Origin of the sequence: Mesorhizobium escarrei (genome assembly GCF_935825525.1) — a bacterium.
Taxonomy (GTDB): domain Bacteria; phylum Pseudomonadota; class Alphaproteobacteria; order Rhizobiales; family Rhizobiaceae; genus Mesorhizobium; species Mesorhizobium escarrei.
Genome location: NZ_CAKXZT010000190.1, coordinates 72,643 through 95,481 on the forward strand (window position 1 = coordinate 72,643; position 22,839 = coordinate 95,481).

General features: G+C 62.4%; 24 protein-coding genes. 14 read left to right on the forward strand and 10 right to left on the reverse strand.

The genetic code is table 11. The annotated features are described in order from the left end of the window. The first annotated feature begins 159 nt into the window (after nucleotides 1-159). The 8 genes from fabD to gmk all read left to right on the forward strand — a co-directional run bounded on the left by fabD (nucleotide 160) and on the right by gmk (nucleotide 7,251). Nucleotides 160-1,101 carry an ACP S-malonyltransferase gene (fabD, locus tag NMG80_RS36430; RefSeq protein WP_254022614.1) on the forward strand — a complete coding sequence of 314 codons (942 nt, stop codon included), beginning with the start codon at nucleotides 160-162 and terminating at the stop codon, nucleotides 1,099-1,101. 124 nt (nucleotides 1,102-1,225) lie between these two features. Next, on the forward strand, nucleotides 1,226-1,405 hold the full coding sequence (relB, locus tag NMG80_RS36435; RefSeq protein ID WP_436798763.1) for a type II toxin-antitoxin system RelB family antitoxin: 180 nt from the start codon (nucleotides 1,226-1,228) through the stop codon (nucleotides 1,403-1,405). A 292-nt stretch (nucleotides 1,406-1,697) separates the two neighbouring features. After that, nucleotides 1,698-2,435, forward strand: coding sequence for a 3-oxoacyl-[acyl-carrier-protein] reductase (fabG, locus tag NMG80_RS36445; protein WP_254022615.1), 738 nt, complete (start codon nucleotides 1,698-1,700; stop codon nucleotides 2,433-2,435). Nucleotides 2,436-2,624: 189 nt separating this feature from the next. Next, entirely contained in the window at nucleotides 2,625-2,861 is a 237-nt protein-coding gene (locus NMG80_RS36450; RefSeq protein WP_006203723.1) for an acyl carrier protein, read from the forward strand. A 34-nt stretch (nucleotides 2,862-2,895) separates the two neighbouring features. Next, the gene (fabF, locus tag NMG80_RS36455; RefSeq protein WP_254022616.1) at nucleotides 2,896-4,158 is read left to right on the forward strand and encodes a beta-ketoacyl-ACP synthase II; all 1,263 of its coding nucleotides are present in this window, start codon (nucleotides 2,896-2,898) and stop codon (nucleotides 4,156-4,158) included. Nucleotides 4,159-4,260: 102 nt separating this feature from the next. Beyond that, the gene (mltG, locus tag NMG80_RS36460) at nucleotides 4,261-5,499 is read left to right on the forward strand and encodes an endolytic transglycosylase MltG (RefSeq protein WP_254022617.1); all 1,239 of its coding nucleotides are present in this window, start codon (nucleotides 4,261-4,263) and stop codon (nucleotides 5,497-5,499) included. 181 nt (nucleotides 5,500-5,680) lie between these two features. Further along, nucleotides 5,681-6,571 (forward strand): YicC/YloC family endoribonuclease, encoded by an 891-nt coding sequence (locus tag NMG80_RS36465; RefSeq protein WP_254022618.1) that lies wholly within the window; start codon nucleotides 5,681-5,683, stop codon nucleotides 6,569-6,571. Nucleotides 6,572-6,576: 5 nt separating this feature from the next. Further along, nucleotides 6,577-7,251 carry a guanylate kinase gene (gene gmk, locus NMG80_RS36470; RefSeq protein WP_254022619.1) on the forward strand — a complete coding sequence of 225 codons (675 nt, stop codon included), beginning with the start codon at nucleotides 6,577-6,579 and terminating at the stop codon, nucleotides 7,249-7,251. Between the two features lie 202 nt (nucleotides 7,252-7,453). Here the strand turns inward: gmk and rsmA are convergent, their stop codons facing one another. From rsmA to NMG80_RS36505, 7 genes are all read right to left on the reverse strand, one after another. Continuing rightward, on the reverse strand, nucleotides 7,454-8,293 hold the full coding sequence (rsmA, locus tag NMG80_RS36475; RefSeq protein ID WP_254022620.1) for a 16S rRNA (adenine(1518)-N(6)/adenine(1519)-N(6))-dimethyltransferase RsmA: 840 nt from the start codon (nucleotides 8,291-8,293) through the stop codon (nucleotides 7,454-7,456). Nucleotides 8,294-8,315: 22 nt separating this feature from the next. Beyond that, nucleotides 8,316-9,344, reverse strand: coding sequence for a 4-hydroxythreonine-4-phosphate dehydrogenase PdxA (gene pdxA / locus NMG80_RS36480; RefSeq protein WP_254022639.1), 1,029 nt, complete (start codon nucleotides 9,342-9,344; stop codon nucleotides 8,316-8,318). Continuing rightward, nucleotides 9,341-10,273, reverse strand: a complete 933-nt coding sequence (locus tag NMG80_RS36485; RefSeq protein WP_254022621.1) for a SurA N-terminal domain-containing protein — start codon at nucleotides 10,271-10,273, stop codon at nucleotides 9,341-9,343. Before NMG80_RS36485 ends, pdxA begins: the two co-directional genes overlap by 4 nt. A 195-nt stretch (nucleotides 10,274-10,468) precedes the next feature. Then, entirely contained in the window at nucleotides 10,469-12,757 is a 2,289-nt protein-coding gene (locus tag NMG80_RS36490; RefSeq protein ID WP_436798762.1) for an LPS-assembly protein LptD, read from the reverse strand. A gap of 128 nt (nucleotides 12,758-12,885) precedes the next feature. Continuing rightward, complete coding sequence (gene lptG, locus NMG80_RS36495) at nucleotides 12,886-13,968, reverse strand: LPS export ABC transporter permease LptG (protein ID WP_254022623.1); 1,083 nt, start codon at nucleotides 13,966-13,968, stop codon at nucleotides 12,886-12,888. 16 nt (nucleotides 13,969-13,984) lie between these two features. Then, nucleotides 13,985-15,187, reverse strand: coding sequence for an LPS export ABC transporter permease LptF (gene lptF / locus NMG80_RS36500; RefSeq protein WP_254022624.1), 1,203 nt, complete (start codon nucleotides 15,185-15,187; stop codon nucleotides 13,985-13,987). Nucleotides 15,188-15,301: 114 nt separating this feature from the next. Continuing rightward, entirely contained in the window at nucleotides 15,302-15,499 is a 198-nt protein-coding gene (locus NMG80_RS36505; protein WP_254022625.1) for a hypothetical protein, read from the reverse strand. On the opposite strand from NMG80_RS36505, the gene NMG80_RS36510 reads away from it, so the two are divergent. From NMG80_RS36510 to NMG80_RS36520, 3 genes are all read left to right on the forward strand, one after another. Beyond that, the gene (locus NMG80_RS36510; RefSeq protein ID WP_254022626.1) at nucleotides 15,498-15,719 is read left to right on the forward strand and encodes a hypothetical protein; all 222 of its coding nucleotides are present in this window, start codon (nucleotides 15,498-15,500) and stop codon (nucleotides 15,717-15,719) included. The genes NMG80_RS36505 and NMG80_RS36510 overlap by 2 nt on opposite strands. Nucleotides 15,720-15,820: 101 nt before the next feature. Next, the gene (locus NMG80_RS36515; RefSeq protein WP_254022627.1) at nucleotides 15,821-17,332 is read left to right on the forward strand and encodes a leucyl aminopeptidase; all 1,512 of its coding nucleotides are present in this window, start codon (nucleotides 15,821-15,823) and stop codon (nucleotides 17,330-17,332) included. Between the two features lie 19 nt (nucleotides 17,333-17,351). After that, nucleotides 17,352-17,801 (forward strand): DNA polymerase III subunit chi, encoded by a 450-nt coding sequence (locus NMG80_RS36520; protein WP_254022628.1) that lies wholly within the window; start codon nucleotides 17,352-17,354, stop codon nucleotides 17,799-17,801. A 278-nt stretch (nucleotides 17,802-18,079) separates the two neighbouring features. Here the strand turns inward: NMG80_RS36520 and NMG80_RS36525 are convergent, their stop codons facing one another. Next, on the reverse strand, nucleotides 18,080-18,568 hold the full coding sequence (locus NMG80_RS36525) for a MarR family winged helix-turn-helix transcriptional regulator (protein ID WP_254022629.1): 489 nt from the start codon (nucleotides 18,566-18,568) through the stop codon (nucleotides 18,080-18,082). Nucleotides 18,569-18,667: 99 nt separating this feature from the next. Between NMG80_RS36525 and NMG80_RS36530 the strand changes: the two genes are divergently transcribed. Beyond that, on the forward strand, nucleotides 18,668-19,036 hold the full coding sequence (locus tag NMG80_RS36530; RefSeq protein ID WP_254022630.1) for an antibiotic biosynthesis monooxygenase family protein: 369 nt from the start codon (nucleotides 18,668-18,670) through the stop codon (nucleotides 19,034-19,036). 69 nt (nucleotides 19,037-19,105) lie between these two features. Continuing rightward, a complete protein-coding gene (locus NMG80_RS36535; protein WP_254022631.1) occupies nucleotides 19,106-19,552 on the forward strand; it encodes an anthrone oxygenase family protein in 447 nt (148 codons plus the stop codon). 164 nt (nucleotides 19,553-19,716) lie between these two features. Here the strand turns inward: NMG80_RS36535 and NMG80_RS36540 are convergent, their stop codons facing one another. Together NMG80_RS36540 and NMG80_RS36545 are read right to left on the reverse strand one after the other, a co-directional pair. Beyond that, entirely contained in the window at nucleotides 19,717-20,439 is a 723-nt protein-coding gene (locus NMG80_RS36540; RefSeq protein WP_254022632.1) for a haloacid dehalogenase type II, read from the reverse strand. Between the two features lie 854 nt (nucleotides 20,440-21,293). After that, nucleotides 21,294-21,782 (reverse strand): RidA family protein, encoded by a 489-nt coding sequence (locus NMG80_RS36545; RefSeq protein ID WP_254022633.1) that lies wholly within the window; start codon nucleotides 21,780-21,782, stop codon nucleotides 21,294-21,296. Between the two features lie 197 nt (nucleotides 21,783-21,979). Here NMG80_RS36545 and NMG80_RS36550 point away from each other — a divergent pair, with 197 nt between their 5' ends. Beyond that, complete coding sequence (locus NMG80_RS36550) at nucleotides 21,980-22,678, forward strand: TetR/AcrR family transcriptional regulator (protein ID WP_254022634.1); 699 nt, start codon at nucleotides 21,980-21,982, stop codon at nucleotides 22,676-22,678. The last annotated feature ends 161 nt before the right edge of the window (nucleotides 22,679-22,839 follow it).

The following is a 22,839-nucleotide window of genomic DNA, read 5'->3' on the forward strand; positions in this document are numbered from 1 at the left end:
GAGCGATTTTCATCATGAGTGATCGAAAAAAAGCCTTTTGGAACAGGTACTCGGCCAGCGATACTGAGCCGGAGCGGCCCGGGTGGGCTGCTAGCGGACTTGACTTGCCCGCCTGCCTTGCGTCACAGGCAGGAAAAATCAGCCGCTTGGGAGCCACGCATGGCCGTCGCATTCACCTTTCCGGGACAGGGCAGCCAGGCTGTCGGCATGGGCAAGGACCTCGCCGACGCCTTTCCGGAATCGCGTAAGATCTTCGAAGAGGTCGACGAAGCGCTTGGCGAAAACCTGTCGAAGCTGATCTGGGAAGGGCCGGAAGAGAGGCTGACGCTGACCGCCAATGCCCAGCCGGCGCTGATGGCTGTGTCGCTCGCAGCGATCCGGGCGTTGGAATCGCGCGGCCTCTCGCTGAAGCACAAGGTCGCCTATCTCGCCGGCCATTCGCTCGGCGAATATTCGGCACTTGCCGCCGCCGGTTTCGTTTCGGTCGCCGATGCCGCCCGGCTCTTGCGTATCCGCGGCAATGCGATGCAGGCGGCAGTGCCGGCCGGCGAGGGCGCCATGGCGGCGATCATCGGGCTGGAACAGGCCGATGTCGAAGCCGCCTGCGCTGAAGCGGCCAAAGAGTCGATTTGCCAGATCGCCAACGACAATGGCGGTGGCCAGCTGGTGATCTCCGGCGCCAGGGCGGCCGTCGAGCTGGCGGCGAAGCTGTGCACGGATAAGGGCGCCAAGCGGGCGCTGATGCTGCAGGTCTCGGCGCCCTTCCATTCGGCCCTGATGGCACCGGCGGCCGAGGTCATGCGCGAGGCGCTGGCCGGCGTGACGAAGAACGCGCCGTTCGTACCAGTGGTCTCCAACGTGTCGGTCACGCCGTCCGGCGATCCGGACGCAATCGCCCACCGCCTGGTCGAACAGGTGACAGGGCGCGTGCGCTGGCGCGAAACGGTGGAGTGGTTTGGCGCCAACGGCATTGCGACGCTGTACGAGGTGGGTGCCGGCAAGGTGCTGTCGGGATTGGCGCGGCGCATCAACCGCGACATTGCCACCGGCGCCGTCGGCACGCCGGCCGATGTCGAGGCGGCGCTGGTGGCGCTCGATTGAACCATGCGCGTCCGGCTGATGCGGGCGCTTGAATTCTTAGCCTCGTCGGATATGTGATTACATGTATTCACCGGAGATCGGAATGCCGACGTGAATCCGACTTGCCCCCGAAATCGAAGAGCGTCTGGATTTTCTCGCGGCCAAGACTGGCCGCAGTAAAGCTTATTATCTGCGCGAACTCATCGAGCGCGGTCTTGAGGACGTTGAAGACTATTACTTCGCGGCCGAGGTGCTGGAGCGGATCAGAAGCGGCGAGGAGGACGTCATGACAGCCGAGGACTTCTGGCGCGGCCTGGACGCTTGAATATGCCCGCTCGGCGCGCAAATTTGTTGAAATACTGGATCCGCAGATACGTCACCGGCTCCGCGACTTCATCGAGAACCGTATCGCCGCCCTCGACGATCCGCGTGAAGCCGGCAAGCCGCTGAAGGGACCTTTAGCGACTTTTGGAGGTACCGGATTGGGGATTAGCGAATTATCTGCGATGTGCAGGACAAGCGGCTCGTCATTCTGGTGGTAACAATAGGCCACCGCAACGATGGCTACAGGTAGCCACGTTCGCCGGCCTGTCCGAATTTGGAAGAGGATCAAAGACATGTTCGAATTGACCGGCCGCAAGGCGCTCGTCACAGGCGCATCGGGAGGCATCGGCGAGGCGATCGCCAGGGTGCTGCATGCGCAGGGCGCCGTCGTCGGCCTGCACGGCACCCGCGTCGAGAAGCTGGAAACGCTGGCGGCCGAACTCGGCGATCGGGTCAAACTGTTCCCCGCGAACCTTGCCAATCGCGACGAGGTCAAGGCGCTCGGCCAGAAGGTCGAGGCCGATCTCGAAGGCGTCGACATTCTCGTCAACAATGCCGGCATCACCAAGGACGGGCTGTTCGTGCGCATGGCGGACGCCGACTGGGATACGGTGCTCGAGGTCAATCTGACCGCCGTGTTCCGGCTGACCCGCGAACTGACCCATCCGATGATGCGGCGCCGGCATGGCCGCATCATCAACATCACCTCTGTGGTTGGCGTCACCGGCAATCCCGGCCAAACCAACTACTGCGCCTCCAAGGCCGGCATGATCGGCTTTTCCAAGTCGCTGGCGCAGGAGATCGCCACGCGCAACATCACCGTCAACTGCGTCGCCCCGGGCTTCATCGAATCGGCGATGACCGACAAGCTCAACGACAAGCAGAAAGAGGCGATCATGGCGGCGATTCCGACACGGCGCATGGGCACCAGCGCCGAAGTCGCCTCCGCCGTCGCCTACCTCGCTTCCAACGAAGCCGCCTATGTCACCGGCCAGACCATTCACGTGAATGGCGGCATGGCGATGATTTGACAGTTGCGGGAAAACACCCCTTTTCACCTTGGACCCCGGCCGATTTTCGTGTAATGCGGCCCGCAACCCGGCGGTTCGGGCAAAAACCGGTCCGGTGCCGTTGCGTTTCCGACAGGACCATCTTTCAGCTTGATTAGCGGCATTCTGCCCGCTAACGAAGACAGACAAACAAAAGACGAGGATGCCCAAATGAGTGACACCGCAGAGCGCGTCAAGAAGATCGTTATCGAGCACCTTGGCGTCGATGCCGACAAGGTGACGGAGCAGGCGAGCTTCATCGATGATCTGGGCGCGGACAGTCTCGACACGGTCGAACTCGTCATGGCGTTCGAAGAAGAATTCGGCGTCGAGATCCCGGACGATGCGGCCGAAACCATCCTGACTGTCGGCGATGCGGTGAAGTACATCGACAAGGCTTCGGCCTGACGCTTTTTGCAGTCATCACCGAGGAGGACCTGCGATGAGGCGTGTCGTCGTCACGGGCCTTGGGCTGCTTTCGCCGTTTGGCGTAGGCTTCGAGCATGGCTGGAAGGAACTTCTGACCGGCCGCAGCGCAGCCAAGCGCGTCACCGAGTTCGAGGTGGAGGATCTTGCCTGCAAGGTCGCCCACGTCATCCCGCGCGGCAATGGTGAGAATGCCACCTTCAATCCCGAGACCGTTCTCGAGCCCAAGGAACTGCGCAAGATCGGCGATTTCATCCTCTACGGGATCGCGGCCGCCGACGAGGCGCTGAAGGATTCGGGCTGGGCGCCGAAGACGCATGAGGAGCAGTGCGCCACCGGCGTGCTGATCGGCTCCGGCATCGGCGGCATCGAAGGCATCGCCGAGAACGCGATGATCCTGAAGGAGCGCGGTCCGCGCCGCATCAGCCCGTTCTTCATCCCGGGGCAGATCATCAATCTCGTATCCGGCCAGGTTTCGATCCGGCATGGGCTGAAAGGCCCCAACCACGCCGTCGTCACCGCTTGCTCCACCGGCGCGCATGCCATCGGCGATGCCGCGCGGCTGATCATGTGGGGCGATGCCGACGTGATGGTCGCAGGCGGCACGGAAGCGCCGGTGACGCGGTTGTCGATCGCCGGCTTCGCCGCCTGCCGGGCGCTGTCGACCGACCGCAACGACGCTCCGGAAACGGCCTCGCGTCCCTATGACCGCGACCGCGACGGCTTCGTCATGGGCGAGGGCGCCGGCGTCGTCATTCTGGAGGAACTGGAACACGCCAAGGCGCGCGGCGCCAAGATCTATGCCGAGGTCACCGGTTACGGCTTGACCGGCGATGCCTATCACATCACCGCGCCGGCCGAAGATGGCGACGGCGCCTTCCGTTGCATGGTTGCGGCGCTGAACCGGGCCAAGCTGGCGCCCGCAGACGTCGACTACATCAATGCGCACGGCACCTCGACCATGGCCGACACGATCGAGCTCGGCGCCGTCGAGCGGCTGGTCGGCAACGCCGCGTCGAAAATATCGATGTCGTCGACCAAGTCGTCGATAGGCCACCTTCTGGGTGCGGCGGGCGCCGCCGAGGCGATTTTTTCGATCCTCGCCATTCGCGACAACATCGCGCCGGCCACCATCAATCTCGACAACCCGGAGCGCGAAACGGCGATCGACCTGGTGCCGCACAGGCCGCGCGCCCGCCAAATCGATGTGGCGCTGTCCAATTCCTTCGGCTTCGGCGGCACCAATGCCTCGCTGGTCTTCCAGCGCTACAATGGCTGACCGGTCCGCCGACCGCCACGGTCTATGCGTGTCGTCAATTTTGCCATATTCGCCCCTACTGTGCCCAAGGGGATTCGTTGCAAGGTCAAACGGTAGGGCGCCATGAGCACAAATTCGGCGGACAAGGGGCAATTCGGGCAACGGTCCGCACCGTCCGGCCCGATCGTGCCGAAAACGGCCAGCGAGGCATTGCGGCCAGAGGCCGGCACGCCGCCGCCCAAGCGCTCACGCGCCTCGCGCAGCCAGTTCGTCGTGTTCATGAACTTCGTCATCTCCTTGGTGATGCTGATGGTTCTGGCGGCTGGCTTTGCATTGTATTTCGGCAAGCAGGAATTCAACGAGCCCGGCCCGTCGGCCAATGCCGACACCTTCCTGGTCAAGCCGAACACCGGCGTCCAGGAGATTGCAGAGCAGCTCGAGCGGCGCGGACTGATCAGCGACGCGCGCATCTTCCGCCTTGGCGTGCGCGCTTTTGGCAATGATTCCGCGCTGAAGGCCGGCGAATACGAGATCAAGCCGCAGGCCTCGATGCGCGACATCATGGAGTTGCTGAAGAGCGGCAAGTCGGTGATGTATTCGCTGACCGTCCCCGAGGGGCTGACGGTCGAGCAGGCGCTGCAGCGCATCGCCGATCAGGCAGCGCTCGACGGCGATATGCCGGGGACCATTCCACCTGAGGGCAGCCTTGCTACCGACACGCTGCGTTTCACCCGCGGCGCGACGCGCCAGCAGATGGTCGAGAAGCTTTTGGCGGACCAGAAGAAGCTCGTCGAGGAAGTCTGGCAGCGGCGCGCCCCCGATCTGCCTCTGGCCAGTGTCGACGACTTCGTCACCCTGGCTTCGATCGTCGAGAAAGAGACGGGCAAGGGCGACGAACGCTCACGGGTCGCCGCCGTCTTCCTCAACCGGTTAGCCAAGGGCATGCGGTTGCAATCCGATCCGACCATTATCTACGGCCTGTTCGGCGGCAAGGGCAAACCCGCCGACCGCCCGATCTATCAGTCGGACATCAAGAAGCCGACGCCCTACAACACTTATCTGATCAACGGCTTGCCGCCGACGCCGATCGCCAATCCTGGCCGTGCGGCACTGGAAGCCGTTGCCAACCCGTCGAAGACCGACGACCTGTATTTCGTTGCCGACGGCACCGGCGGTCACGTCTTTGCCGCGACGCTCGCCGAGCACAACGAGAACGTCGCCCGCTACCGGGCGCTGCAGAAGGATCTGGCCGATGAAGCCGCCAAGGCCGGTGCTGCCAAGGCCGACGCCGCCAAGGTGGAAGGTCAGACCGATGCGCCGGTTGACGACGGCGATGGCGACGCGGGAGCGGCGGCGCAGTAGCGCCGGACGGTTGTGAAGTCGTCCCTCCGATTCGTCTGACGGCAGGGACGTGCTGATTTTGTGATCAGGAGCGCCCTGCGTCCGATTCGACGCGAAGGAGGCGCTCCGGCATTTTGAAGCCGCGCACGATCTGGCCTGGAACCGCTTCCGGGATCATGCGCCAGGGGGAAGCAAGGGCATCATGAATTTGCAGAGCATGACCGGTTTTGCACGGGCCGTCGCCGAACATGACGGCACGTCGATCGCCTGGGAGGTCAAGTCGGTCAACGGCAAGAGCGTCGAGGTCAGGCTGCGGCTGCCGCAAGGCCTCGAGCGGCTTGAGCCGGCCGTCAGGCAGACGGTGCAAAAGCGCTTTGCGCGCGGCAATTTCCAGGCAACACTGACCGTCGGCCGCGCAGCCGGCCAGCAGGCGCAGCCCGTGGTCAACGAGGCCTTCCTGAGAGATCTGGCGGGGCTGGCCAAGCGGCTGCAGGAGCAGTTCGGTGCAGCGCCTGCGACAGCCGACGGGCTGCTTTCCCTGCGCGGCGTGCTCGACATCCCCGAAACCGCCGAAACCGAAGAGGCGCGGGCGGCGCTCGACAGCGCGATACTCTCGGCGCTCGAAGTGGCGCTGGGCGGGCTGGAGCAGGCACGCCAGGGCGAGGGCGCCGCCCTGCGCTCGCTGCTGTCCGGTCATATCGACGCTATCGAGGCGCTGACGCTGCGCGCCGAGGCCGATCCGTCGCGCGAGCCGGCGGTGATCCGCGAACGGATTACCGAGCAGGTGCGGCTGCTGATGGATGCCTCCGCCAATCTCGACGCCAGCCGGTTGCATATGGAAGCGGCGTTCCTGGCCACCAAGGCCGACATCCGCGAGGAGATCGACCGCCTGAAGACACATGTGGCATCCGGCCGGGTGCTGCTGGCAGGCGGCGGCGCCATCGGCCGCAAGCTCGATTTTCTGGCGCAGGAATTCAACCGCGAATCGAATACGCTGTGTTCGAAGTCGAACGCCGCTGCGATCACCGCCATAGGGCTGGAGCTGAAGGCGGTCGTCGACCAGTTTCGCGAACAGGTCCAGAATCTGGAGTAACCCTGATGGTCGCCAAGGAGCCTATGGTTGCCAGGGATTTGGGTTCCCGCATTCGCCGCCGGGGTTTGATGCTCGTGCTGTCGTCGCCGTCCGGCGCCGGCAAGTCGACGATCGCGCGCAATCTTCTGGAGAGCGATTCCAGTCTCGAACTGTCGGTCTCCGTCACCACGCGGCCGCGCCGCGGCAGCGAGATCGAGGGCGTCCACTATCATTTCCGCACCATGCGTGAGTTCGAGCGGCTGCGCGATTCGGACGAACTGCTTGAATGGGCCGAAGTGCATGGCAATTGCTATGCTACGCCGCGTGAGCCGGCCGAACTGGCGCTGGCACAGGGCCGCGACATGTTGTTCGACATCGACTGGCAGGGCGCCCAACAGCTCAAGGAGAAGATGCGCGCCGACATCGTCTCGATCTTCATCCTGCCGCCCTCGATGAAAGAGTTGAAGGCGCGGCTGAAGCGCCGCGCCGAGGACCAGGAATCGGCGATTGAGACGCGTCTGAAGAACGCTCGCAACGAGATCGAGCACTGGAAGGAATATGATTTCGTCATCGTCAACGACGATCTCGACCGTGCCTTCGCCGAGGTACGCGGCATAGTCATCGCCGAGCGGCTCAGACGTGACCGCCGGCCCGGCCTGTTCGATTTCGTCTCGGGGCTGCTCGACGAGAAGACGGATTAGGGGCGTCCTTTCCTTCTCTCCTTTTTGTGTGAGAAGGTGGCCGAGCCCACGGGTCTTGCCTCCGGCAAGCCCGAGGACAGGCTCCGTTCGGTTGGGTGCATCAGCTTGGCACCGACAACACTCGGTCCAACACCCTTCATCCGCCTCGGCGCTGTCGTGCCGATCCACCTTCTCCCACAAGGCGAAGAGGGGACCTACGCAATTACACTGCGTTGGTCAGTCGCACGAATTCCTCGACGTCAAGCGTTTCGGCGCGGCGAGTCGGATCGATGCCGGCGCGGGTGAGCAGGGCTTCGCCGCCGAGGCTCTTGACGCTCTGCCGCAGCATTTTGCGGCGCTGGCCGAAGGCCGCTTCGGTAACGCGGCCGAGCTTCTTGACCTCGGCAGGCAGGGGATTTGCCCGCGGCACCAGATGCACCACCGACGACACCACCTTGGGCGGCGGCGTGAAGGCTTGCGGCGGCACGTCGAAAGCGATTTTTGCCTCCGTCCGCCAGCCTGCCAGCACGCCCAGCCGGCCATAGGCATCGCTGCCGGGGCGGGCGACGATGCGCTCTGCCACCTCGCGCTGGAACATAAGCGTCATCGATGCGTAAAAGGGCGGCCACTCGGCGACGGTCAGCCAGCGTATCAAAAGTTCGGTGCCGATATTGTAGGGCAGGTTGGCGACGATCCTCACAGATCCATTGCCCCCATGTGCGCCTTCGGCAAGCGCTGCAAAATCCGTCTTCAGCGCGTCGCCGGCAATGATTTCCAAACGACCCGGATAGTGGTCTGACACCTCCGCGAGCGCTGCCAGGCAGCGCTCGTCGCGCTCGATGGCGATGACCCGAGCCGCGCCGTGGGACAGCAGCGCCCGAGTCAGGCCACCTGGACCCGGACCGACCTCGATTACCGTGGCGTCCGTCAGGTCGCCGGCGGTACGCGCGACCTTGCCGGTAAGGTTGAGGTCGAGCAGGAAATTCTGGCCGAGCGCCTTTTTTGCCTGCAACCCATGGCGTTCGATCACCGCGCGTAACGGCGGCAGCCCGTCGGCGCTCATGCGACCGCTCTCATGCAAAGCCTCATGCGGCGGCAGCCTTCGCCCTGATGTCGGCAAGCCTGCGGGCGAGCCTGAGCGCCGCGATCAGGCTGTCGATCCGGGCTACGCCCTTGCCGGCGATTTCGAAAGCGGTGCCGTGATCCGGTGAAGTGCGGATGAAGGGTAGGCCGAGCGTAACGTTGACCGCCTCGTCGAACGCCAGCGCCTTAGCCGGGATCAGCGCCTGATCATGATACATGCACAGCGCCACATCGTAGCCGGCTCGGGCGCGGGCGTGGAACAGCGTGTCGGCCGGCAGCGGCCCGAAAGCGTCGATGCCCTCCGCCCTCAGCCTTTCGATCGCCGGGCGGATGATGCGCTCGTCCTCGGCGCCCATCGCACCGCCTTCACCGGCATGCGGATTGAGGCCGGCAACGGCAAGCCGCGGCTTGGCAATGCCGAAGCGAACTTCGAGGTCGGCGGCGGTGATACGGGCGGTCGCGACGATCAAATCCGTCGTCAGCGCTTTCGGCACCTCGCGCAGCGCAATGTGGATGGTGACCGGAACCGTGCGCAACTCGGGACCGGCAAGCATCATCACCGGCATTGCTTGTGCGCCGGTGTGGAGCGTCGCCAGATGCGCCAGATACTCAGTGTGACCGGGAAAACGGAAGCCGGCATCGTAGAGCGGCTTCTTGGCGATCGGGCACGTAACGACCGCCGCTGCGCGACCGCCAAGGCAGTCGTCAACAGCGCGGTCGATGGCCTCGATGATGCCGGCGGCGTTGGCTGGGTCCGGCCGGCCGGGGTCGTCGACGAAGCGGGCGACAAGTGGCATGACGGGCAGGGCGCGCTCAAAGACGCGCTCCGCTTCGGCTGGCACTGTCTCCGTGATTGGCACATCGGCGCCGAGCAGGCGCGCCCGTGCGGCAATCAGCGCCGGATCGGCTATAAGATAGAAGGGCGGCACACCGGCGCTGTCGCGCGCCTGCCAGGCGGCAATCGCGATTTCCGGCCCAACGCCGGATGGATCACCGGCGCTCAGCGCCAGCGCTGCCTCTGGCGACTTCAGCGCTCGACGATGCGGGCTTTCTTCCGCAACTCCTCGACATACTTCGTGGAGAGCTCGTCGGCGTCCTTGCCACTCGAGCCTTCGCTCTGGAACACCATCTGGGCGGCCTTGTCGTCGGACACTTCGCGCGACGAGCAGATGCCGATGAATTCGACGCCGCGGTCTGTTTCGCGCGTGGGGGTGGCGCCGCCGACCTTGGTGGTCTTGATCTGGTCGGCCCAGTCCGGCGGCAATTGCGGCGCCAGTATCCGGCCGAGATCGCGAACGGTGACGTCGATCAGGCCCTTGGCGAATTCGCGCGAGGTGTTGCAGCCGTTGAAGCGGGCGCGCATGGCGTCGGCCTCGCGCTTGCGCTTGGACAGCGTCGCGCTGCGCTCGCCCGCCGGCACGACGAAAATGACCTGCTGCAGCATGTACTCCATGGCGGTCGGCTTGGTGCCGCCATTGTCGAGCATGCGCCTAACCACGTCCTGCTCGCTCAACGCGCCGCCGCTCTCTGAGCGATGGCGCGCGGTCAGCGCCTGGTTCCAGGCCATCTGGGAGCGGATGAACTCCTTGAAATGCTCCTTGCCGACGCCGGACTGCGCCATAACGCCATCGAGTTGCTTGAGCTGCATCTTGTTGGTGGTGGCAAAGCGCTGATAGGCGGCGTCGACCTGGGCGTCGCTGATGCGGATGCCGAGACGCTTGGCTTCGGCGACTCGCAGCGTCTGCTCGATCATTTCCTCGGCGGCATTGCCCTTCTTGCGCTGCAGGCGCAGGAAGGCAGCCCGATGCTGGATGTCGCCAGTGGTGATCGGTACGTTGTTGACGACGTATTTGATCTGGCTGGCGAAAGCCGGTGGCGTCATCATGGTGATCGAGGCCGAGGTCGCCGCCACCAGCAGCGCGAACCCTGCCGAAAAGAGGTATTTCCTCATCGAAAGCATCCCAATTCTATCTCGGTTCCGCCCAATTTATCGCATTTTGAGGGAACTGGAACCCGTGCCTGCCCTATGCGGCGAAACGATGTCGTTAGAAGCGATGTGCGTCCACTTTGACGCACGAAGTACGTTCTAACACTCTGAATTTTTCGGGCCGGTGCTTTGGCCGGCCGCCCGTTCCGTCCGTTGTTGGCCAGCCGGCTACTGCACAGTGTTGAAGGAGCTTTGTGTCGAGCCGAAATCGCCGAGCGTGCGGAACGACAGGTTGAAACCGATGTTCTGCGACACTTCCTTGGTGCTCAGGTCGCGGGTTTCCGAGAACGTCATCAAGTAGGTGAAGCATGAATCGCTATAGGCAAAGCCAACCCCGTCCTTGACCAGGACGCTTTGCTCGAGATCATAGGTGCCGGTACCGAAGACGCGCCAGTTCTCGGCAAGTTGCGCCGAGGCGCCGAGCGTGACCTCGTGACGATCGGTCGTGAAGCCATAGAGCGGCTGCGCCTGGATGAAGGCGTATTTGGCGCTGAAAGAAATCGGCAGGCCGGAATAGGCCGCCTTCACCTCGGCGCGGCGAATCTCGAAGCTCTGCTCGTCGAAACGGCCGCTGACCGAGCCGGAAAGCCCGCTGGGGCTGTTGAAGCCGACCAGGCCGACATAATCGGAGGTCTCGGTCTCAAGGCCTGAATCGGCGCCGACATTGACCAGGTCCGGCGCATCGAAGGAGTTCTGGCCGTCAAGCTGGTAGGATTGGCCGAACAGCGCGTTGGTGCTCCAGCCATTGTCATAGGCGCCGGAATAGCGCAGCCCGACATTGGCGCGCGTGCCGCCTTCCAAGCGGTCGTAACCGGAGAACTTGTCGCGCTCGAACAATGTCGTGGCGTCAAAGACGAAGCTCTGCGCGTCCTCGTTGGGGACAGCGAGGCCGCCGACATATTGCTCGTTCGGACGCACGAACACCTGCGCCATCGGCTCGAAGATGTGGCTGGAACTGGTCGACGAGAACAGCACCGGCCAGCGCATTTCCAGCCCGGCGGTCGCCATGAAGCGGGCCAGCGACGATCGCATGTCGTCGTCGACGCCCAGGTTGGACGCCATCTGATTGATGGCATTGAGCGATCCCGAAGTGGCGTTGACATAACCGGCGTCGCCGCGCAACGCCAGCAGCGGCGTCAGCAGCAGCCCGCCATCGGTGGTGAAGGTGCGCTTCCATTCCGCTTCGGCGGTGAGACGGCCCGACTGGCCCTCGATGCCGCGTACACTGATGACGGACGCAGCGTTGTTCGGATCGGCAAGGACCCTGTCCAGCCTGTCGCGGCTGATGGCCTGCGCGTTGACATTGAGTGACAGCTGCCCGCCGCCCACCGCCATGTCGGGGATGTAGGCGTAGTCGAGCGAGGGCAGCACCCAGGGCTGCTTGCCGGCGCGCGCGGTCGGATCGTCAGGGAGTGTCTCCTCCTGGACCTCAAAGCGCATGGCGCGCACGTCGAAATAGTTGCGGCCGTTGAGGCCGGTCAGGTAGATCGAGGAGCGATGCACGCTGTCGTTGAAGTCTTCGATGGCGTAGGTGCGTGAGAAGTTCTTGTCGGTCTGCAGCAGGACGTCCCAGCCGAAGTCCCAGCGCGGATTGATGGCGAACTGGCCCTTGGTGCCCATCATGCCGCGAAATTTGTTCGGGTCGCCGGGCGCACCCGAATCGACAGTGTGCCCGTCGTCGTCGACGAACTCGTCGGGATCCACTTGCCGGATGCCGGCGATCTTCAGGCTGTACTGGCCGCTGTTGAAGCGCTGGCGCCACTCGGCTTCGCCGAGAAAGCCCTGCTTGGTATAGCCGCTGCCGGTGACGGTAAGGTCGTAGGTTGGTGAGAGCGCGAAATAATACGGGACTTTGACGCCGAGGCCGAGGTCGCTCTTGTAAGCGATGCCGGGGATCAGGAAGCCGCTCTTGCGCTTGACGGTCGGGTCGGCAATCTCGAAAGCCGGCAGATAGGCGAGCGGAAAGCCGAAGAACTCGAAATTCGAATTCTCGAAGCGAACCGTCTTCTTCTCGCCGTTCCAGATGATCTTTCTGGCCTTGATGCGCCAGGTCGGCGCTTTGTCCGGTTTGTCTTCGCACGGCTCGCAGGCCGTGTAGACGCCGTTGTGGAACGTCGTCAGCACGCCGCCCATGCGTTCCGCGCTTTCGGCGGCGAAATAGGCCTTGTCGACGGTTTCGACACGCAGCGCGTTGACGAAGCCGTCGGCGAAATCATCGGTGATGTCGACATGCTGCGAATAGATCTTGGTGCCGTCGCTGTTGATGACCTCGACATTGCCGCTGGCGAGGAGCCGCTTGGTGTTGCGATTGTATTCCACCCGCTGGGCGACGAGGCGGTTGCCGCCATAATCGATCTGCACGCCGCCGACGGCCGTTACGGTCTGGTTATCATTGTCATAGACCAGCGTATCTGCCGCCAGCAGCATCTGCGAGCCGGCGGGAACGTCGGCTGCCATGTCGCTGATATCCTGGGCAAAAGCCGGGATATTCGGAACGACGCAAGCGAGCAGGCATGCCAAGGCGCTCGCCCCATATAGGCGCGCCGAATCGGCCTGCCTATGGATGCGCAAAACCGCCCCCCTCACTAGCCGTCTTCCTTGTACAGCAAGAAAGTCACCCCGAAGAACATAGCCACGACAACCGGAACCCATGCAGCCACGACCGTGGGTACGAATCCCGCCACGCCGAATGCCTTGACCAGCACTGTCACGACATAAAGCAGAAACCCGGCCAGGACGCCACCCAGAATCATCGTCGCGGATTGTCCCATCCTCGCAAATCGCATCGACACCGTTGCGGCGATCAAAGTCATGGCGACGAGAAGGAACGGCAGCGCTACCAATGAATCAAACTGCATGGCAAAGGCATTTGCCTTGAGGCCGAAGGAGCGGGCAACCTCGATCTTGCCGGGCAGGTCGTAGAAAGGGATGGTTTCCGGGCGCGCCAGCCGCTCTTGCACGAACTCGGGCTTGAGATCGGTCGGTATGCGGTCGGTTGCCACCGATTGGATGTTGCCGTCCCGGAACACCTTGACGTCCTGCAGTTCCCAGTAGCCATCCCGCAAATAGGCGTGCGCTGCGTCCTTGCGTTCGACGATGTCGCCTTGCGCGTTGAGGACGAAGAAGGCGGCGTCGGCCATCTCCAGGCCCTGATTGAGAATGGCGCGCGCGCCGATGATGGTATCGCCGGAACTGGTTTTCTGCCGGATCCAGGGCTCGGCGTCAGCCGAGACGGAGTTCGACTTGCCGGAGCGGAGCTGGGTTTCGATTTTTTCGGACCAGGAAAACGCATACGCGGCGATCGGATTGATGACGCCGACCGACAACACCCCGAACAGCAGCGCCCCGATGCAGCACGGCAGCAGGAATTGCCATGCGGATACGCCGGCGGAACGCGCGATGACCAGTTCATACCTGCGATTGAGCGAGACCAGCGTCGCCATCGCCGAGAACAGGCCGACGAACGGCACCGTCTGCAGCATGATCATCGGCATTCGCAACCCTGAAATGGCAAACGCCGTGCCGTAGGTAAAACCCGGCAAGCCGGTCGTGCGGCCGGAAAGCTCGGTGAAGTCGATCAGGAACACAAGCGCCAAGAGGCCGATGAAGAACCAGATGGTGATCGTCACGTAGCGGAAGAAGAAGTATCTGCCCAGAGTCCAGCCCATTAGCAAATCCAGCCCATCAGCCGGCCCCTTGGCCAGAAGCGCCGCGCCTGGCGAAGCGGAGCTTCAGGGCGGTCCAGCCGTCACCGAAGCGGCCGGCGAAATTCGTCATCCAGTCGGCCCAGGCGACCGGCAGCTCCATGGTCCGGTTGGAGACGATGAACCATGTCGCGACCGCGGACGCCACGATAGGAACGCCGTAGACCATATAGGCGTATTGCGGAATGTTGTCGGCCTTCCCAGCGGCAAAGAAACCGAGCCAGCGCACGAAAAGAGCAATCGTGATAGACGTGATCAGCGGATGAATGCGCGCCTCGCGATGGGAGCGCGCGTCTCCCGCGACCGCGAGCGCGATCAGCGCGAAAACGAGTGAATAGGACCATTCGGAAAAACGCTGGTGGACCTCAGCCAGGTACTTGATCGGCCTTTTCTGGAACATCTTGTCGTTCGGACTGGGATTGAGCAGGTACTGTGTCGTCCGGTCCTTCGGCAAGAGCAATACGTCCGATGAGGCCGACAAGAAGGCCGACAGGTCGAAGGCATAGGAGGTGAACCGGATGACCGAAAGATCGCCGGCCAGCGTTTCGCGATGGATGACGCCGTCGTTCATCATCAGCACCCTCTCTTCGCCGCTTTCGATGATGGCGCCGCTCTTGGCGTAGTAGATGAGGTTGACGCCTTCTTCGCGTGAATCGGCGACAAAAATGCCGCCAAGGCGGTTGTCCGGAAGCCGCTCGCCGATCTGCAGGAACAGGCCGTCGTCGATCTTGCGGAAGGTGCCTTCCTGGATGATGAGCGACAGAAGATCGGCGCGCGACGACGCCACCAGCTCGCGGTTTTTCTGTCGTGCATAGGGGTCGACGCCGTTGTCGACGGCGAACGAAAAAACACTGGCCGCCAGCGCCAGGAGCATGATCGGCCTGACGATGGTCCAGCGCGAAGCGCCTGCGGCGTTCAAGACGGCAAGCTCAGAATCGGAATTCATCGCGCTCAGTGTCTGCGCGACCGCGACCACCACAGCGAAGGGCACGACGATCGGGACGATCGACGGAATGATCAGCGCAGCGACCTCGAAGAAGGTCAGCGCCGACTGCCCGCTGTCGGTGACGAGGTCGATGCGGGCGAGCACCTGCGTCGTCCACACGATGGCCAGCGTCCAGATGAGCGCTGCGAGGAAGACCGCCAACGCACGACGCATGATGTAGCGTTCAACGACCTTCATGAAGGCTTTTCTCGATTTTGCCGAACGGCATCATGCCTCCAGACAAGGTAGTCGCCCGGCGACGCCTGCACAACCGGTCCGTTGGCGGTTCGATCTGGTTCCCGTCCCACATCGTTAGTTCCGGTGGGCCGGAGTGTCGGCGGCAATGGATAAGAAAGGGCGAACATCAATGGTTAACAACAGGTTGCGGCAGTAAAGCGGGGCCGTGCCGCGACGAATCGCCATCGATTCCATATGCCATATGGGATCGGATTCCGGCAAAGTCTTGCCAAATGCCGGAAAACGACCAAATGTCGCGCCGATCACAGTCATGGCCGCCGCGGCTGCGACAGGCACAGGCATGAAAGCAGAAGTAACAGAATTGCGCAGCCAGACCGGCCAGCAATCGATTTTTCACGGTGCGATCGTGATCGGCGCCGGCGCGGCGGGGCTGCCGCCGCCCATGCGCAGAAAAAGGCGGGCGTGCCGACGCTCGTCCTGGAAAAAGAAAGCCGGGCGCAATCTCGCAGCAGATCGTCAGGCAGGGCGATGATTGAAATTGGGGGTGGTGCTTCCGGTCGGAAACAGCCAAATATCTAGTTTCGTCAAGGCACTCTCCCGAAAACCCAACGCCATTCCCGAAAGCAGGACATGATGACTTCGAGACCTTCGATCGCCTTTGCCAAGTTCGCAGTGCCCAAAAAAGGCAGCGTCTTCGTGCTGGCGGCCAACGATAGCGGTCTCGGCGACCCGGCAAAGGCTTGCGATCCGGCAAAGACCCTGGAGCGGGCGTTTCCGGTGGCCGACTTTTCCGGCAAGTTCGCCGGCCTGGTCGAAGTGCTGGCGCCGGAGGGCACATCGCTCGACCGGCTGGTGGCGGTTGGCGCCGGCAAGGTCTCGGCGCTCGACGATCATGCCTGGCTCAAGCTTGGCGGCACCATCACAACATCCTTGCGCAAGGCGACGGAGGTGGCCATCGTGCTCGACCTCCCGGGTACTGACGTCGGCGGCAGGCAAGCGGCACAGCTTGCCGCGGGCATTCTTCTGCGCAGCTATGCTTTCGACAAGTACAAGACGAAAAAGGACAATGGCGACGGCCAGCGCGACGGCAACAAGGCCGAGCCCAAAAAGCCGGTCAAGGTGACCATCCACACCGCCGATCCGGCGGCGGCGAAAAAGGCCTTCTCCGACGAGGTGGCGGTGATCGACGGGGTGCTCCTGGCGCGCGATCTGGTCAACGAACCGGCCAATATACTGGGGCCGGTGGAATTCGCCGCCCGCGTCAACGAACTGGAGGCGCTCGGCGTCGCGGTCGAGATCCTGGTCGAGAAGGAGATGAAGAAGCTCGGCATGGGCGCGCTGCTCGGCGTCGCGCAAGGCTCGCCGCGTGGCGCGCGCCTGGCCGTCATGCGATGGAACGGCGGCAAGGCCAAGGACAGCCCGATTGCTTTCGTCGGCAAAGGCGTCACTTTCGACACCGGCGGCAATTCGATAAAGACGGCCTCCGGCATGGAGGACATGAAGGGCGACATGGGCGGCGCGGCCGCGGTGACCGGGCTGATGCACGCGCTGGCCGCCCGCAAGGCCAACGCCAATGTTGTCGGCATCATCGGGCTGGTGGAAAATGCCGTCGACGGCCATGCGCAGCGCCCCGGCGACATCGTCACCTCGATGTCGGGCCAGACCATCGAGGTGCTCAACACCGACGCCGAAGGCCGCCTCGTCCTGGCCGATGCGCTGTGGTACTGCAACGATCGCTTCCAGCCGAAATTCATCGTTAATCTAGCGACGCTGACCGGCGCCATCATGGTCGCGCTCGGCCAGCATTATGCGGGCCTGTTCTCCAACAATGATGAACTGGCGAACCGGCTGACGAGCGCCGGGCAGGCGACGCAGGAACGCGTGTGGCGGATGCCGCTCGGCACTGAATACGACAAGCTGATCGACTCGAAAAATGCCGACATGAAGAATATCGGCGGCCGCTATGGCGGCGCCATCATCGCGGCGCAGTTCCTGCAGCGCTTCGTCAAGGATACGCCCTGGGCGCATCTCGACATTGCCGGCACCGCAATAGGCGCGCCGTCCAGTGAGATCAACCAGTCATGGGCCTCCGGCTTCGGCGTCAGGCTGCTCGACCGGCTGGTGCGTGACAACTACGAGGGGTGAGGCCTTTCAAGGCGCGATCATGGCCGACGTCCTGTTCTATCACCTGACCGAATCGACCCTGGAGGATGCGCTGCCCGGCCTGCTCGAGCGCAGCGTCGACCGCGGTTGGCGCGCCGTGGTGCAGACAGGCAGCGAGGAGCGGCGCGACGCGCTGGACCAGCATCTTTGGACCTTCAGGGACGATTCCTTCCTGGCGCATGCGACGGACCGCGAATCCTATCTGGCCGAGCAGCCGATCCTTTTGACAACCGGCCATGACAATCCGAACGAGGCGCAGATACGTTTCCTGGTCGACGGCGCGGTGCCGCCGGAGCTTACCGGTTATGAGCGCGCCGTGTTCCTGTTCGACGGCCACGATGCGGCCCAGGTCGAGACGGCGCGCACGCACTGGAAGACGATGAAGGAAGCCGGCCACGCAGTCACCTACTGGCAGCAGACTTCAGACCGGCGCTGGGAACGCAAGGCGTAAAGCTGCCGCGTGGCTATCCCGATGCCGCTGGCAGCCAGAATGGCGGCGTAGAAGGCAACATGTACCGAGCGTACGATGCGCGCTCTTGCCACCCGGGCGATCCCTTGACCGGAAGCGGCTTCAGATCGAGCCGCCACCACCGGTCGACACACGGAGGAAACCCGCCTTGACGGCCGCATCCATGGCCCTCGCTGCCTGAAAGCCGGAGCCTGGCGGAGCCAAGCCAGAATCAGAATGGGCTCAGCCAGTGAATTGAGATCGCTATCGTGCGGTAGCGATCAGCTCTGCTCTTCAGCACCTTCTTCTCCTTCGAATTTCTTCCGCAGCGCCTTCATGACGCGGCCGGCCGTTTCGAGGTCTTCGATGGGAAAACCCTCCGCGAGCGAGTTGACACGTGGGTCGTACAAACCGATCGCGGCGTCATAGGTCTGCTGTCCCTTGTCGGTCAGCACGACGAGGTGCGCGCGGCGGTGATGCGGATTGGGTTCGAACCTGACGAGCCCTTCCGTGGCCAAATCGTTGACGATGCGCTGCACGTTCTGGCGGTTGGCGCCGAGATCGCGTGCGAGCCACGCGACCGGCTGCAGGCGTTCGGCTGTGACAATGGCGCCGAGGATCTGCCAACGGGCGCTGGTCAACCCAAGCGGAGCCACGAGCCGATCGCCCCACGTCAAAGTCAGGTTATTGACCCTGAACAGGCCGAGAATCAGATCGGTCAGGGCTTCACCCGCGGGGGTTCGGTTTGGGCTCTTCGTTGGCTCGTTCATTTGTCACCATAGAACGATATTGACATTATGATGTCAATCAGGTACGTGTGCATCATACCAGATCGACATCGTACAACCAAAATGAAAAAGGAACCTATCATGCCTCTTATGCGCCCCTTGGACCCTGCATTCCCGATCGAACGTCAGATCGCAATCGATGCTGATTCCATCGTGCTTGTGAATGTATTCACGCTCGACAAGGCGGACGAACAGACCTTTCTTCGAGTCTGGCAGGACGATTCGCTGTTTATGAAACAGCAGCCGGGTTTCATCTCGACCCAGCTTCACCGCGCGGTCGGCGAAAGTCCTACTTATCTGAACTATGCCGTCTGGGGATCGACAGCAGACTTCCGGAATGCGTTCATGCATCCGGAGTTCAGGGCGAAACTCTCAGTCTATCCGGCTTCGGCGGTCGCTTCCCCGCACCTGTTTCAAAAAGTCGGCGTGGCGGGCGTCTGCGTTGCATAGGCGTGGCGCCAGCAAGAACCGAAGTCATCAAAATCGAAAGAAAAGAAAAGAAAGGCAGGAGAGATTCCGTTGCGACTCCTATTCAACATTCTCGCTATCTCGGGTTCGGCGATGTTCGCCGGCGTCATGCTGACGATCGGCGTAACGATGGGCGGCTACTGGAAGAGCCTTCCGGCTGCCGAATTCCTCGACTGGTTTAGCCAGAACGACCGGTTCATCATCAGAACGATCCCCCTTGTCGTCGTTCCGACCCTCATCGGCCTGATCGGTTCGCTCTGGCTCGGCTGGAGCGAGGGAGGAATACGTGCACTGTGGATCGGGGCGATCGCCTGTGTCGCTGCCGTTCTGGTTCTCACTATGGCCTGGTTCCTTCCGACCAACGCGCAATTCGCCACCAAGTGGATTCTCCTGGATCAGGTGCCCGCCCGGCTAGACACCTGGCTCATGGTCCACAACGTTCGAATCCTGCTCGCCACCGTCGCGTCGGTGCTCGGGATTCTGGCAGTCGCTCGGTGAAGGGCGGGACCGGCGCTGGGAACGCAATGCGTAGTAAAGCCTCCCATCTTGGCTATCCGCAACCCGGATAGATCGCGGAGCAATTGGGTCGCGACGCCGAAGAGAGCATCGGACCCAAAGGTGGAAGAACCCTGAAGGGGTGGTTTGCTGATCGTTGAGACGCGCTACAACTGAAGCCGTTCAGCCAAGTCAATGAAGTCGCTGGCCACCAAGTCCCAGGCTTGATCAGGGTGCAGATCCGTGGTCTGCTCTACCCCGTGCTCGGTCGGACGCGGGACAAAGGCTGTTCGCAATCCGCATGCCCGAGCCGCTGCAAGGTCGCCATTGTGGGCGGCCACAAGACAGATCTCATCCGGCTTCATTGCCAAGACGTCAGCGGTGCGAAGATAGGCTTCCGGCGCAGGCTTATACGCTTGCACGACTTCGGCGCCGAGGATCGCATCCCAGGGGATGCGACTACGCTTCGCCATGTCGAGCATGAGGACGATGTTGCCGTTCGAGAGCGGCGCAATGATATAGCTGGCCTTGAGCCGTGTAAGGCCGGCCACCGCGTCAGGCCATGGCTCCAATCGGTGCCATGCCAGGTTCAGTTCGTCCAGCTCGGACGCTGGCACCGAAGCCGGGTCGATCCCGAATTCTGGCAAAACGGCTTCCAGATTCTCCCGATGCAGCACGTCGAGCCGTGTAAAGGGCCGCCGGCCGCTGCGCACCTCCTCCATCGCTGGGGAGTAACGGTGGCGCCACGCATCCGCGAAAGCGGTAGGAATAGCGGATCCTGCTCCATGCCGCTTCAGGAACGGCTCAGCTTCGCGCGCCACGCCGCTGCGCCAATCGACGACAGTGCCGAAGACGTCGAATACCAACACGCGTACACCATCCAATACCATCCGTTCGACTCCTTGATCCGCACACCGGCCTCGTTTTCTCCGTTTCACGGCCTGCCAATTTGCTCGGCGATGCGGTCGGGCTTACGCGCGATGACTGCTGCGCAAATTAGATTGCAAAATAGACAAAGGGCACTGTCACCGATATTCCAGTGGCCTGGGCGCCGGCAACAACCCGGTAGCAGCATGAGTGGAAGGGTGGCGGGCGCCACCGTCGCGCCGACCCTCTTTCATTCGTTTGCCTTGAGCCAGATCTTTTGCGGACCGTGAGTCTTGAAGGGGTATTGTGGATCACTCGGATCGTAAACGAATGATGGCCCGCTGGCGTCAAGGGGCGGGCACCAACGAAAACTGAACCCGTCGCTTCGCAACGAGAGTTCAAAATCGCAGGCTCCAAATGCGAGGCCGACCCGGCGTCCCATTACCTTTTGATCACGATGAAAATACTCCCAGGTCATCTTCTGGGCTCGGTCGCTTGGCATCGCCGCGTCCGTGAACTCCAAGTACATCGTCCAGGCCTTCGGTTTGATAAGGAGGCTCCTAATCGCATCCTCTCCAGGAGCACTATCGGCTCCGAGAGCGGAAACGGAGAGTAGGACGATTGCGAAGGCGGATCGGATTGCCCGCATCATGCAGACCCCGTTAAGCACAAATCTGTGCCTTGTTGTAGCGCAGTCAGGGAGGCAAATCAGCAAAATGTCCGGCATGATCTCGGAATGCCGGTTGTCCGGTTTTGCTGTTGATGGCGTCGAATTACGGATCGCGGTAGGGACGCCAATTGCTGAGCGTCCCTACCGCGATCCGTAATTCGTAACTCCGCGGAGCTCAGGACAATTGCGAAAGGCGACCGGCACCACCTATTCCAGAATGACGACGGCCTCCACTTCGAAGAGCATGGGGTCAATTGCAAGCTTGGGAACGGGAATCAGAGTCTGCGCCGGCAGCGCCTCGCCGAACATTTTCTTGACGTTTTTGGTCAACACCTCAAGCTTGGACATATCGTGATCGACCACGAAGACCGTGAGCTTGGCGACCTGATCCGGCCTCGCACCGAGTGCATCGAGGACGGTGCGCAAATTTGTGTAGGCCTGCTCAACCTGGACAGCGAAGTCGGGCGACAAGGCTCCCGTGCTGTCTTGGCCGCCCTGTCCGGAGATGTAGGCCACCCGGGCTCCGCGGGGCGTGATCACCGCCGTGCTGTAGCCATTCGGCGACGGGTCGTAGAGGTTTTGTGGGTTGACGATCGTCAGCTTGAGATCCTTCTCATTGGCTGTCGTGGCAGTGGGAACTCCCATGTTCATGATGATTAGCCCTTCGATAAGCAGATGCTTGATTGCGCGTGACATGATTTTCTCGCGTGATGATTTTCTCTTGGCTCTGCGAGGAACGTGCCCGCGCAGCCGGCATGTGAACTTTAACCTATTCGCGATTGACTCGTACATGGTACGAGTCAAAGTATGGTACGCCGTACGAGGCAATCCTTCAAGATCGACATTCATCGCGTCGCCGGTCAAGGTCGACGTTCTCAACAGCGAGAAGACGGATGGCAGCCAAACGTAGCGGCGCCCGGGGCAAACGGCCTCAGCGGACAAGTGAGACAAGTGAGTGGCTTCAGCCCCTGCATGAGCCACGCAGTGAACCGTCGCTCTCTCGGGAACGTATCGTGGCGGCCGCGGTGGAACTGCTTGACGCTCAAGGAGTCGACGGATTGACGATGCGTCGGCTGGCCGATCGCCTCGGCTCGGGCGTGATGAGCCTATATTGGCACGTCGACAACAAAGAGGATGTCTTCGATCTGGCGCTCGACTCTGTGCTGGAATATCGCGGACCGCCGCAAATAGCTCAAGACTGGCGCGGAGAAGTCGTTCATATGCTCGAAGACTGGCGCGCCAGCATGCTGCGCCACCCTTGGTCGACATTGCTGTTGCCGCGCCGAGCGCTCGGCCCGAACATCCTCAGTCGCCTAGAACTGCTGAGTAAGACCTTGTCCAGAGCCGGTGTTGCGGACGCAGACGTGAACGTCGCGATATGGTCGCTCTGGAACTATGTGATGGGCGCCACCATCACCCGCGCGAGCTTCGACCTCTCTGACGACGACAGGGCCGCCGCGCAGCAGCGCCTTACACGTCTCAGTGAACGCTACCCGACAATCGAACGCTCTCGTCTGCTGTTGGACAATGATTGGGACGGCGCTTTCCGGAAAGGCCTCGGCTTCCTGCTCGATGGCCTCTCTCCGAGATGAGGCTGAACGGTAGCTTTGGCTGAAAGCGACTGTCGCAAAATCCCCGATTAAAATCACAGTCTTGCATCTGATTTTTGCAAGGTCACAGAAGACACCCTTTGCGGCAACGTTCAAGGTTCCGCAATGGGTGTGACCCGAATGCAACCTGAGACACTTCTCTA